Raw genomic sequence first — 11,901 nt, forward strand, 5'->3', positions numbered from 1 at the left:
AGTACGACATCGGCATGACGATCCGCCGCTGGTCCCAGGTAGCGATCACCACCGCCGTCAGCGTGATCTCCTCCACCGTCCCCCACTCGCCCGCCACCACGACCACGTCACCGATCCGGGCCAGGTCCCCGAACGCCATCTGGACACCGGCGAAGACGTTGCCGAGCGTGCTCTGGGCCGCCACCCCCGCCACCAGACCGACCAGCCCGGCGGAGGCGAGCAGACTTGTCCCGACCCCGCGCACCGCCGGGAAGGTCATCAGGATCGCGCCCAGTGTCGCCAGCGCCACGACCGCCTGGCAGATCCGGCCCAGCAGATCGGCCTGGGTCCGCGCCCGCCCGGCCCACGCCGGGTCCCGGCGGTGCACGGCGATCCGCACGGTGCCGTCCACCAGCAGCGCCACCACCCGGGCCCCCAGCCAGCCGCCGGCGGCGATCGCCAGGATCACCACCAGGTGCCGCAGCGCGTCCCGGGCGGCGGGCGGCGCGTCGATCCACGGCAACGCGCCGAGCAGGAGCAGGCACGCCGTCAGCGCCAGCAACGGCCGCCGGCACCGGGCCAGCACGCCCGGCACCCCGGCCGCCCCGCCGTCCGCCCCCGACCGCCGCGCCACCGCGCGCGCGACCCGGTCCAGGCCGTACGCGAGCAGCACCGCCGCGAGGGCCGCCACCGCCAGTCGTACCGGACTCCACCCCATGTCCCGCTCTCCCGTCCACTCCACCGCCGGGCCACCGCGCCCCGTCCGCCGCCTCGCCTTTCCCGCCCGGGCCGGACCACACCTCCCGGCGGACGGGTGGCATGGATCCGGCGGACCGGGGCACCCGAGCGGTGCACGTCCGCCGCAGCGAACGTGCACCGGCCCCAACGACGGAAGGGAGAAGGACACATGAGCGAGGGCGTCAACCTCTGGCAGTTCCGCGACACTTCCGGCCACACCGCCGGGACCGACCTCATCGGATTCCACGTGGAGGCCGTGGACGGCCCGGTCGGCAAGGTGGACCGCCTCTCCGAGGCGATGGGCTCGCAGTACCTGGTCGTCGACACCGGCCCGTGGATCTTCGGCCGCCTCGTACTGCTCCCCGCCGGCACGGTCATCCGGATCGAGATCGGCGAACAGAAGGTCTACATCGACCGCACCAAGGACGACATCAAGCACAGCCCCACCCTGGGCGTCGAGGACACCGACCGCGGCCCGGACTTCCAGGACCGCTACGCCCTCTACTACAGCCCGTTCTACGGCGGCCGCCGCTTCTGACCGGGCTCGAGGGTGAACGCCCGAGGGTTGCAGGGACGACGAAAGAACTCATGCGCGGTTGCGGCCTGCGCAACGGCGAGGCAGTCGCCGTGGTCGACATCCCCGAGCGCATGGTCCTCTACGGCCTGCGCCACTTCTTCGCATCGAACTGCCTCAGCAACGGCATTCCGATCACCGACGTCGCCGAGTGAATGGGCCATCGCGACGTCAAGGTCACGTTCAAGCACTACCGCCGGCTCATGCCCGGCTCCATCAGCCGCGCCGCCCAGGTCCTGGACCTTGGCCTGACCGCCTGACCGCCTGACCGCCTGAGCAGGCGGGGGCCGGGCCGGAGCTAGCCCGGCCCGGCCCCCGCAGCCTCTGATCTCCTCCTGGCATCAGTCTGACAGCCAGCCACCTCTCGGCCGGCCCTCGCCCACCCTCGTCGACGACCTCACCCTCGCCGCCCGCTCCCCGTTCGCCTGCGCCGGCGGAGCGGACGACGCACAGGCGCAGGGCCATCGCGAAGGACGAGCAGGATCGACCTGTTCAGCGGGCTCCCTGAAGGACTCTCCATCAAGTCGAAGATGGTGTTCGCGCCCTCCGAGCCACCACGGACATCCCAGCTTTCTCCGGCATTTGCAACCCAGGCTGCCCCTGCGACCGTTCCGTCACAGGATCGCTGAACCTGCCCCCAGGCCGGGCCGTCCGGCGGCATCGGCTGAGGCGAATGCCTTTCGTCCAGGTGAACTGCTCAACCCAGGAGGTCACTTGTGGCTTCTGGCATCGAGACGCGCACGAAGATCTTTCCGATGTCGCCGTCCTGCTCCATCACGGCTCGGCGGCGGTTCAGCATGTCTTCGAGAAAGTGGAGTCGAGTTGTGAGTTCCCTCAGGCGAGGCCTCGGCCGGTGGCGACCGTGACAGTGTCGGCGGCGATGTTCGCCGGCGTGTTCGTCTCGTCCGCCGCCGCCGTGACCTTCATCGGCCGCGTGACCTTCATCGGCCGGGACGTACCGACCACCGTGACGATCGCACCCGGCGCGACGGCGGCGGTGCCGTGGACCTACCGGAATACCGGCGGCAGCGGGAACCTCCCCGCCTCCGGCATGACGGCGGTCTTCAACGCGCCGGGCAACACCACCTTCGCCCCGCAGGCCACCGTCCCGACAGCGGCCAGCAGCGACGGCTCGAACTGGGGCGGCAACAACGTCGGACTCCGCAACTGCGCGCTCAGCAACGCCAACACAACGCTGACCTGCGAGGGCTACGGCCTCAACGGGAGCATCAGCAGCTGGCCGGCCAACTACTACTTCCGCTTCTCGCCGCAGGTCACCGTGAACGCCACCGCACCGGGGAACACCACGCTCCCGCAGGGCAACGGCAGCCTCTCGTTCAAGGACCCGGACAACGGCACCGACTGCACGATCACCGACGGCACCCTCAACGTCGAGACCTCAGCCCGGCCCGGGATGTGCCTGGACATCGGCGGCACCCGTAACAACGGCGACAACGCCTTCATCTACCGCTGTGCGCACAACGCCAACCAGACGTTCGTCGTCGACCGCGGCTACATCAAGGTGAAGGACACTCTCTGAGCTGACCCGGCGCGGGCCCCGCGACCCACCCGGGACGCGGGGCCCGCGCCGGACATTCAGGTCGTTGATGGAAGCCCCTGCGGACGTCGGGTCGATACGCCACCTGGCGGTGGCCTCCAACTGCCCGCCCGGGGTGGGGAAGCGTCAATCGGAATTCGGACACGGCAGCCCCGCCCGTGTTCATCGACGTGCCGACGCCGATACCGGCATGTTCGGGGTCTACCCCGAACCGCTCATGGACACGTTCCCGCAAAACTGCGACCCGACGAGTCGAACCTCACTCTGGCCGCTTGCCGCCTCTGACGGCCGGCCCGATCCAAGGATCGCCGATCTTGAAGGCGCTACGATCCGTGATCCCTGCGCCGCTCGGAGATGCATCCGGTGCTCAACAGGTCCTACGGCCGTCCCTGTGTCGCGGTACTGTCCGGGCCGTGAGAAGTCCCGGAGTTACCAACAACGCAGTCCATGGTGGGAAGTTCAGTGGGGCCGTCATTCAGGCGGGCGACGTCCACGGCGGCATTCACCTGATGAACCGGTCGATCAGAGGGGCCGCCCCCTGGAGCCTGATCGGCTTGCTCTGGCGGTTCACAGCGTCGCTCGCCGGGTGCTCTGCCGTGTTGGGTGCCGCAAGCGGAGGCACGCCATTGTCGGAACTGGCTGCCGCCTGCGACAGCCTGACCGTTCCGGCCAACTGGACGATTCCTGCCGCAGCCTGGGTCACCGCGCATTCCGAGGGAGTCTCCGTCGTTGCCCTCGCTGCGGTGACGATCGGCATCCTCAGCCTTCCGAAGCCCCCCACGTCGGGGTGGGACGTGGGCAGGTCCCTGGAATGGCGCAGCCCGTCGACCACCGTTCTGGCTCTCGCCGTGCTTCACCAGGCCGGCTGGAGCTGGTGGACGACGGTCAACGTCGGGCTGGCCGGCGCCCTCAGCGTCTGGGTCGCGGGCAGGAAGCCCCGCGGCGGCCGCGACAGACAGGGCATCGTGTCTGTCGCGGCAGCGTCTCTCGTCCTGGCCGTTGTCTTCGCGCCGCTCTACGTCGGACTTTGGCTCTTCGCGCGGGACGAGCCGAGAACGGCATAGGTGCCGGAGGGGTAGCTGGGCCGGGCCGGAGGCGGTGCTGCACGGCACGTCGGATGCCGAGGTCGAGTCGACGCTTCATATCGAGGTGGCGCCGGGGAGCGCAACGGGATCGTGCATCCGGGAGGGGAGATTGATCCAGTCGTCGAACGCGCCGTGAAGCAGGTTCTCGAACTGGGCTCTTCCCTCGTTGACGAGGAGGTCCTTGAGGCAGGCGCAGTCCTGCATCGGGCCGCCGCCTGTGAGGCAGATGAGGATGCCGGTTGCCTGGAGGCCTCGTGCCGCGGCGGCGACCTCGTGCCCGAACGGCAGAGGCATCCGGGTGGCCAGTTCCCGGGCGAAGACCTGCTCGATCCGGGGCCGGCCCAGGGCCGCCCAGAGTCGGCCGATGACGGCGCCGACCATGCCGTGCAGCGACTTCTTGCCGTCGAGCAGCGCCCGGGCGAGCCTGGAGAGGGACTCGCAGCCCCTCCCCCGTTGCTGTTCGAGGAGGGCGTTCCAGGTGGACTCGCTCGTGTAGCGCAGCGCCTGGGAGGCGATCGCGTCGCTGCCGCCCCCGGAGACGAGGTCGATACAGAGCTGTGCCGCAGTGTCCGCCTCCGCCCGGCTCACCATCCGCGGTGCGGGCCGTTCAGGCGGCCGCGGGCGGCGTTGGGCAGGGATCACCGGGGTTCTCGGCGTGGCGGCGGGAGCGGGTTGCCCTCTGCGGGCGGGACGGTTCACCGTGGAGGCCGGGCGGCGGGACCTCGTGCCGGCGGGACGTGGCTGGGAGGTGCTCGCGGCTCGCCGCGGCGACGGGCCGAGGGGACGTCTGCCGCCCGGAAGACCCTGGTGCTTGTGGCAGCGCAGGCCCTGCTGCCGCACTCGGTTCTTGCAGAGCTTCCCGTCCTTCTTCATGGCGCGACACCTGTTGACCATCCGCAGAGAGTGACCGCTCGAAGGGGCCTGGGCAAGACGCCGAAGGTCCCTCCGGAGCGATCTGGTCATCCCCGGTGAACCCCGCGGCCTGGGGGGCTGGACGTGGTCACACGATTCGGCAGTGCACGGGACCACCGGTGCTGCTGGAGGTCGCCCTGAACTGTTCGGCCCTCCGTTCGCACGGCTCTGCTGTGCGGGAGCCGGCAGGGAAGGATGTCCGGCCCGGGCGCTGTCCCCGAATTCTCATTTCCTGCAGCTCACGGTCTCATGATGATCACGTCTCGAGCGCGCATCGGAAGGAAGACGGCTCCCGCGCGAGCTCGGCTCGTGGGGCCCCGGCCGAGGCCAGCCCGCTACGAGGATATTCGGGTGGTCAGGTCGCGGCGACCGGCACCCATCAGGCCGGTCGACCCGCTGGCCAACCTCTTCAGCCAGCAGGCACGGAAGGACCTCAGTGATAGACCTCAGCAACTACGAGCCGGCCTGGCCGGTCGACCTCTTCGTCAGCGAGGCCAACCACATCACCGCCACCGACCACAACGGCTGGGTGTCCAGGGCCGAGTGGCTGCTCACTGAAGCGTTCCAGGGGGCCAGTGCCTGCTCGGACTTTCAGGATCTTCCTGCCACAGCTCCCTACAGCAACTACTGGAGCCCCCGTTCCGATCCCCCGCCGTGGGAGCAGGCTCAAGTGGTGACGCAGGAGACCTGGTTTCGTGAGCTGGCCGGCAGGGCGAGGGAGGTCCGGCATGTCACGGAGCCGCGCCCGTACTGGCCACAGCGCCAGGGGAAGGCTGCCCCGAATGCATCGGTAAGCCCGGCTTCGGCAGCTCGTGGATTCGCCCGGCTGATCGGGGAGATGCACCGCAACGGCTACCTCGCGGAGCACTTCGGGCAGGAGTGCGTCGACGTCTATGCGGACCTGCCGGATAAGGACACAGCGATGAGACCTCGCGTTCCCCGCAGCAGTGGCACACTCCAGGACACAGAACGTAGCCGTGCGCGCCAGATCTTCCGTCCCCCGTGACTCCGCGTGCAACCGTCACACACGGTCCGGTGATGTCACGCACTCGTGGATCGTTCCGGTGCGGAGGGGTGCGGCCGCCCGCCGAGCGGGCGGTGAGCCGAGCGTTCGGTGGCCACCGGGGCCAGGAGAAGGCGCGGCAGGAACTCTGGGCGGGCCGCGGGGGGAGCCGAAGGCAGTAGGGGCCGTCGGCCGGCGGTTGTAGTTGGCAAGGGTGAACTGCCTTGGAGTTGCGGGAACTTGAGCGCACCTCGCGGATAGTGGGGCGGTTCGGTCCACTGCACAGGCGATCACATTCCTGGAAGCCGGATGACGGTTCCGTCGGCGATGTTGAATGCGGCGAACAGGCCGGTGGTGCCGTGCCGCAGGTAGTCATGGGTGCGCCGTTCGGGCATGCCCGGCATCATCGGCAGGACCGGCTGGGGCCGGTCCGGCGCCTGGATCCGGCTCTTCTCGTCGACGCGGAGCGCGACGGCCTTCTCGGGCGGGTTGTGGTAGAGCCCGACGACGTCCACGACCTTGTCCACGAACTGCGGGTCGGTGGACAGCTCGAAGCTGTCCTGCAGACGAGGCTTGAGGTCGAACTTCCTCCAGATCCGTCCGACGGTCGACTTCGGCAGGCCCGACCGGGCGGCCATCGAGGACCGCGACCAGTGGGTGTCCCGCCCGGGAACGGACTCCAGGGTCGCCACCTGACGGCAGGCGTCAGCAGCCGCCGTTGGTGGAGCAGGAGGCGCCGGAGTCGCTGCCGACGGTGAGGGTGATGAGCTGGGGTGCGGCGGGGGTCGAGCAGCAGCCCCGTCAGCGTCGGCCGGTGTGGCGGGCTGGTCGAAGAGGCCGGCGCCGCCGCAGACGCCGGTTTCGGGGAGGGTGAGCTCGACTCGGTTCGCGGCTTCGTGGTCGCCGGCGAGGTGGGCGGCGATGGAGCGGACCTGCTCGTAGCCGGTCATGGCGAGGAAGGTCGGGGCACGGCCGTAGGACTTCATGCCCACCAAGTGGACGCCCTGCTCGGGGTGGGACAGCTCAGCGACGCCGTGCGGGTAGACGGTGCCGCAGGAGTGCTGATTGGGGTCGATCAGCGGTGCGAGGGCGGTCGGGGCCTGGAGTCGCTCGTCCAGGCCGAGCCGCAGCTCGCCGAGGAAGGACAGGTCGGGCCGCAGGCCGGTGAGGACGATGATCTCGTCGAGGTCCTCCGCGCGGTGGCCGTCCTCGGAGACGAGGGCGAGCTTGCCGCCGGTCTCCTCGACGGCGGCGGTGCGGAAGCCGGTGAGGGCGCTGGCGTGGCCACTTTCGACGGCTGCCTTGGCGGCCTGGCCGAGTGCGCCGCGGGCGGGGAGTTGGTCGGCGCTGCCGCCGCCGAAGGTGGAGCCGGTGATGCCGCGCCGGAGTACCCAGACGGCGTGGGTGCCGCTCTCCTGCTTCGCAAGGTCGGCGAGCGCGGCCAAGGCGGTGAAGGCGGAGGCGCCGGAGCCGACGACGGCGGTGCGGCGGCCCGCGTACCGGGCACGGACGGCGGGGTCCTTGAGGTCGGGGACGCGGTACGAGATCCGGGCGGCATGGGTCTTCTCGCCGATCGCGGGCAGGCCGTCGGCGCCGAGCGGGCTGGGCGTGGACCAGGTGCCGGAGGCGTCGACGACCGCGGCGGCGGTGATCCGCTCCTCGGCGCCGTCGGCGCCGGTGAGGTGGACGGTGAAGGGCTCGGTGTCGCGGCCGGAGTCGACGACGCGGTCGCGGCCGGCGCGGGCGACGCCCGTTACCCGGGTGTTGTACCGGACCTTGTCGCCGAGGGCATCGGCGAGCGGCTGGAGGTAGAGCTCGGCCCAGTCGGCGCCGGTCGGGCAGGTCGCGCCGTCGGGGCGGGTCCAGCCGGTGGGGGTGAGGATCTCCTCGGCGGCGGGGTCGACGAGTTCGGCCCAGGTGGAGAACAGCCGCACGTGGCCCCACTCGCGGACCGCGCTGCCGGCTGCCGGGCCTGCTTCGAGCACCAGCGCGGGGAGGCCGCGTCCGGCGAGGTGGGCGGCGGCGGCCAGGCCGACGGGGCCGGCGCCGATGACGAGGACGGGCAGGTCGGAGCCTTCGGACATGGCGGTGGTCCCCTTCGGACGAGCGGTCTCGGGTGGCCGGAGCATCGGCTGATTCGACAACTGTCGATGTACTGGCGATCTCGACCTTGCCACCCAGGATCGACAGATGTCAACATAGACGCATGTCGAATCTGGAGTTGACGGTCCTGGAGTCCGAGGCCGTTCCGTGCTGCCCGCCGATCACCTCGGCGGAGCTGTCGGCGCAGGACGCGGTGCGGATGGCCGCGATGTTCAAGGCCCTGTCCGACCCGGTCCGGCTGCGCCTCTTCTCCAAGATCGCCTCGCACCCGGGCGGAGAGGCATGCGTGTGCGACATCCAGGACGTCGGGGTGTCCCAGCCCACCGTCTCCCACCACCTGAAGAAGCTCCGCGAGGCCGGCCTGCTGACCAGCGAGCGCCGGGGCACCTGGGTCTACTACCAGGTCGCACCGTCGGTAGTGGCGGGCATGTCCGCCCTGCTCGACCTCAACCGCTGACCCGAGGAGCCCTCGTTGCCGCACGCCGTCCCCGTCATCGCCCCGATGACGCCAGGGCATGCCGAGGAGGTCCTGGCGGTCTACCGGGCGGGCATCGAGGAGGGCAACGCCACCTTCGAGACCGCCGCCCCCGCCTGGGACGCCTTCGACGCCGCCCGGCTGCCAGGGCACCGGCACGTCGCCCTCGATCAGGACGGCCGAGTGCTGGGCTGGGCCGCGGTGAGCGCGGTCTCCATCCGCCCCGCCTACGCCGGGGTCGTCGAGCACTCCGTTTACGTGCACCCGCGGTTCCGTGGCTTCGGCATCGCCGGTGCCCTGTTGGAGGCGTTGATCGCCTCGACGGAGGCGGCCGGGATCTGGACGATCCAGTCCGGGGTGTTCCCGGAGAACACCGCCAGCCTGGCCCTCCACGCGAAGGCGGGGTTCCGGGTGATCGGCGCCCGTGAGCGGATCGCGCGCCACCACGGGGTGTGGCGGGACGTTGTCCTGATCGAGCGCCGCAGCCCCGTCGTCAGGTAGCCGGCGGCGGGGGCGTGACGGTCTTGCGCCAGGGGGCGGCCGGGTCGCGGAGGGTGTCCAGCATCAGCTCGCACCAGGTGATCGCCGCGTTGGCCGCCAGGTGCGCGTGCCGCACGCCCAGGCCGGTCGGGGCGCTGGTTTGGCGTCCGAGAAGACCGCGCTGAACGAGATGCTCGACACCTGCGCATAGGCCCCCTCCGGCCGACTCGCCCGCCCCGCGTCCCGCTGAGCCGGCCCGTCCGGCCGAAATCGGCTTTCCCTGCGAAAGCCCCCGCGCGAGCCCTACGGTGTTCGCATCGATCCGACTGCGGATCGGGCACTCGACAGGGGGTGGGTCCGATGGATGTTCCGCTGGCGGACGCGGTCGCGGCGGTGCGCGACGAATTGCTCGAAGCCGCCGCACGGGTGGGTGACGACCCGCAGGTGGTGTTCGCGGTCGGGCCCGTGGAGATGGAGTTCGAGGTCGAGCTGCGAGTCGACGCGAAGGCCAAGGCCGGCTTCAAGCTGTTCGCGGTGGGCGCCGAGACGGAGGCAGGTGTCGCCCGTGCCCGCACCCACCGCGTCTCCTTCACCCTCACCCCCAAGCGCCCCGACGGAGGCGACCTGCTCGTCCACTCCGCGCAGGAACGCCCCGACGGGCCAGGCGACGTGTCGGGGCGCATTCCGGACTGACCGGGGCGCGGTCCGGCGCACGGCAGGGGCGGGCAGGGGGCGGGCGTGGAGCAGTTGAGGGTGGCCGGGGTTACCGGGCCGAAAGGCGCCGGGCCGGGCTCGGGGTACGCGGTCGGCGGCCGACTGGTCCTGACCTCCGCGCACGTCACCGGACCGGTCGGAACCCGGGTGAAGGTCTTCCCCCCGGCTGCCGGCGCCGATGCGGGTGGGACGGTGGTATGGGCGGGGACGCCGGGCGGGCGGGACGACGCCGCGCTCGTCCTCGTCGACGACTCACCGCACTGGCGGCCACCGACCGCACCGGTCGTGTGGGGGCGCCCGGACACGAAACGCCCCGGCACACCGTGCGAGACCTGGGGTGTCCCGGACGAGGCCCAGCGCGAAGGCCGCCCCGTGGAGGCCGCGCAGCTGCGCGGGGAGGTGAACCCGGGCAGCGGCTTCGTCGGCAACCAGTACGTCATGGACCTGCGCACCACCGGCGCCGGGTGGCCGGGTGACGGGACGTCGCCGTGGTCGGGCCTGTCGGGGGCGGCGGTGTTCTGCGACCGCTACCTGACCGGCGTCGTCGCCTCCGACCGTGCCCACTCCGGCCACGGCCGGCTCAACGTCGTCCCCTCCTACGTCCTCCACCACGACCCCGCCTTCCGCACCGCTCTCGCGGAGCACGGTGGCGGCTGGGCGGCAGGGCTGGCGGCGGTGGAGTTCCAGGACATCGCCGACCCCACCGGCAACCCCGCCACCCGGCGCCCCCCGGTGACACCGGCCGCCCTGCTGGAGGCCGGCCGCCAGACCGTCCCCTTCCACGGCCGGGAGGCCCTGCTCGCCGACCTGGAGGCGTGGTGCTGGCTCGACGGGTTCGGGGCGTGGCTGCTGCACGGCCCCGGCGGGCAGGGCAAGACCCGCCTCGCCCACCACCTCGGCCGACAGCTCACCGCCACCGGCTGGACGGTGCTGTGGCCGCGTACCGGTGCCAGGCCCGAGCAGCTGTTGGAACTTCGGCGGGCGGCCGTCGTCGACAACGCCGAGACCCGCCCCGAACAACTCGGCGCCCTCGTCGACGCCGCCACCGAGCACCCCGGAACCAGCCCGTTCAAGCTCCTGCTCCTGGCCCGCACCGCCGGCGACTGGTGGCAGCAGGCCCGCGAGGGAAGCCGACAGGCCGAGGAACTCCTCGCCGCCGCCCGCACCCGCCGCCTCACCCCCCTGGAGGAAGACCCGGACCGTCGCGCCGGCCACTACCGCGACGCCGCCCACGCCCTCGCCACCGCGCTGACGATCGTTCCGGACACGGCCGGACACGACTGGACGGTGGCTGCCGCAGCCCTGACGCCACCGCGACAGCTGGCCCGGGACAGTGCTTACGGCAACGCGCTCACCCTCCACATGACCGCCCTCGCCGACCTCCTTGATACCGCGCACGCCGAACCTGCGGACCGCACCGAGGACGAGGACGCACAGGACGTGGAGGACCGGCTGCTCGGCCACGAGAACCGCTACTGGCACAGCAGCGCAATCTCCTTCGGCCTCACCCCCGCCCTCAGCATGGACACCCTGGAGGCCGCGCTCGCCGCGGCTCACCTCACCGGCGCCGGCGACCGTGATCAGGCCGACCTGCTCTGGCAACGTATGCCCGCGCTCGCCGACCAGCCCCGCGACCGCCGCAACCAGGTCACCACCTGGGTTGCTGCCCTCTATCCCGCCACCGGATCGCCGGGAGGGCCGCCCTGGGGCACCCTGCAGCCCGACCGGCTCGCTGAACGCCACACCGGCCGTGTCCTCGAAACCGAACCTCGCCTCGCCGACCAACTCCTCGACGGCGCCGACGAAACCCGGGCCGGGCAACTCCTCACCGTTTACACCCGGGCAGCCACCCACCCCGTCTTCCAGGGCCGCCTCGACACCCACCTCACCGACCTCTGCATCCGCCACCACCGGCAACTCGGCGCACACATCATCACCACCGCCACCCGCACCGACCACCCCAAACCCCTCACCAATGCCCTCGAAGCCATCACCACAAGCCCCGCAACCACCCTCGACGCCCTCACTCGACTCCACAACCAGTTCCCCAACAGCAGCCAGCGCCTCGCAAGCACCGCCACCCGCCTCGCCTGGACCATCACCCACCGCTACCGTGCCTTGGTCGAGGCGAACCGCGACGCCTACCTCCCTCACCTGGCCAGCGCGCTCAACAGCGTTTCCATCCGATTGGGCGAGGAGGGCCGACAGGCGGAGGGTCTGGCCGCCGTCGAAGAATCCGTCGCCATTCGCCGCGCCCTGGCCGAGACGAACCCCGACGCC

12 protein-coding genes and 2 pseudogenes are annotated in these 11,901 nt (G+C 71.3%); 9 read left to right on the forward strand and 5 right to left on the reverse strand.

What is annotated here, in order from left to right; all coding sequences use genetic code 11:
• On the reverse strand, positions 1–697 hold a 697-nt coding region (locus VR45_RS33045; protein WP_045943590.1), incomplete at its 3' end, for a mechanosensitive ion channel domain-containing protein.
• 189 nt (positions 698–886) lie between these two features.
• Here VR45_RS33045 and VR45_RS33050 point away from each other — a divergent pair.
• From VR45_RS33050 to VR45_RS33060, 4 genes are all read left to right on the forward strand, one after another.
• The gene (locus tag VR45_RS33050; protein WP_045943583.1) at positions 887–1,255 is read left to right on the forward strand and encodes a PRC-barrel domain-containing protein; all 369 of its coding nucleotides are present in this window, start codon (positions 887–889) and stop codon (positions 1,253–1,255) included.
• 50 nt (positions 1,256–1,305) lie between these two features.
• A complete protein-coding gene (locus VR45_RS50780) occupies positions 1,306–1,446 on the forward strand; it encodes a hypothetical protein (protein ID WP_159394441.1) in 141 nt (46 codons plus the stop codon).
• Positions 1,447–2,144: 698 nt separating this feature from the next.
• The gene (locus tag VR45_RS33055; protein ID WP_159394442.1) at positions 2,145–2,831 is read left to right on the forward strand and encodes a hypothetical protein; all 687 of its coding nucleotides are present in this window, start codon (positions 2,145–2,147) and stop codon (positions 2,829–2,831) included.
• Between the two features lie 431 nt (positions 2,832–3,262).
• A complete protein-coding gene (locus VR45_RS33060) occupies positions 3,263–3,913 on the forward strand; it encodes a hypothetical protein (protein ID WP_159394443.1) in 651 nt (216 codons plus the stop codon).
• Positions 3,914–3,988: 75 nt separating this feature from the next.
• On the opposite strand, the gene VR45_RS33065 is transcribed toward VR45_RS33060, so the two are convergent.
• Positions 3,989–4,525, reverse strand: a complete 537-nt coding sequence (locus VR45_RS33065) for a hypothetical protein (protein WP_045943585.1) — start codon at positions 4,523–4,525, stop codon at positions 3,989–3,991.
• A gap of 757 nt (positions 4,526–5,282) precedes the next feature.
• Here VR45_RS33065 and VR45_RS33070 point away from each other — a divergent pair.
• A complete protein-coding gene (locus VR45_RS33070; protein WP_052709562.1) occupies positions 5,283–5,852 on the forward strand; it encodes a hypothetical protein in 570 nt (189 codons plus the stop codon).
• 305 nt (positions 5,853–6,157) lie between these two features.
• On the opposite strand, the pseudogene VR45_RS48085 reads toward VR45_RS33070, so the two are convergent.
• Positions 6,158–6,508, reverse strand: a pseudogene (locus VR45_RS48085) (IS630 family transposase); the annotation flags it as partial.
• Between the two features lie 46 nt (positions 6,509–6,554).
• A pseudogene (locus VR45_RS33080) lies at positions 6,555–7,933 on the reverse strand (FAD-dependent oxidoreductase).
• Between the two features lie 122 nt (positions 7,934–8,055).
• Between VR45_RS33080 and VR45_RS33085 the strand changes: the two are divergent.
• Positions 8,056–8,409: a metalloregulator ArsR/SmtB family transcription factor gene (locus tag VR45_RS33085; RefSeq protein ID WP_045943587.1), complete on the forward strand. Its 354-nt coding sequence runs from the start codon at positions 8,056–8,058 to the stop codon at positions 8,407–8,409.
• Positions 8,410–8,454: 45 nt separating this feature from the next.
• Entirely contained in the window at positions 8,455–8,928 is a 474-nt protein-coding gene (locus VR45_RS33090) for a GNAT family N-acetyltransferase (RefSeq protein WP_045943593.1), read from the forward strand.
• Here the strand turns inward: VR45_RS33090 and VR45_RS49360 are convergent.
• Complete coding sequence (locus VR45_RS49360) at positions 8,921–9,043, reverse strand: abortive infection family protein (protein ID WP_234326405.1); 123 nt, start codon at positions 9,041–9,043, stop codon at positions 8,921–8,923. The two genes, VR45_RS33090 and VR45_RS49360, sit on opposite strands and share 8 nt — an antisense overlap.
• Positions 9,044–9,267: 224 nt before the next feature.
• Here VR45_RS49360 and VR45_RS33095 point away from each other — a divergent pair, with 224 nt between their 5' ends.
• Both VR45_RS33095 and VR45_RS33100 read left to right on the forward strand, forming a co-directional pair.
• Positions 9,268–9,600, forward strand: coding sequence for a trypco2 family protein (locus VR45_RS33095; RefSeq protein WP_045943588.1), 333 nt, complete (start codon positions 9,268–9,270; stop codon positions 9,598–9,600).
• Between the two features lie 45 nt (positions 9,601–9,645).
• On the forward strand, positions 9,646–11,901 hold a 2,256-nt coding region (locus VR45_RS33100; protein WP_159394445.1), incomplete at its 3' end, for a hypothetical protein.

The organism is Streptomyces sp. NRRL S-495, assembly GCF_000966955.1.
GTDB lineage: Bacteria > Actinomycetota > Actinomycetes > Streptomycetales > Streptomycetaceae > Kitasatospora > Kitasatospora purpeofusca.

Coding starts and splice junctions, on each gene's coding strand:
- VR45_RS33050 (WP_045943583.1), top strand. CDS start 887: ATGAGCGAGGGCGTCAACCTCTGGCAGTTCCGCGACACTTCCGGCCAC.
- VR45_RS50780 (WP_159394441.1), top strand. CDS start 1,306: ATGCGCGGTTGCGGCCTGCGCAACGGCGAGGCAGTCGCCGTGGTCGAC.
- VR45_RS33065 (WP_045943585.1), bottom strand. CDS start 4,525: ATGGTGAGCCGGGCGGAGGCGGACACTGCGGCACAGCTCTGTATCGAC.
- VR45_RS33085 (WP_045943587.1), top strand. CDS start 8,056: ATGTCGAATCTGGAGTTGACGGTCCTGGAGTCCGAGGCCGTTCCGTGC.
- VR45_RS33090 (WP_045943593.1), top strand. CDS start 8,455: ATGACGCCAGGGCATGCCGAGGAGGTCCTGGCGGTCTACCGGGCGGGC.
- VR45_RS33095 (WP_045943588.1), top strand. CDS start 9,268: ATGGATGTTCCGCTGGCGGACGCGGTCGCGGCGGTGCGCGACGAATTG.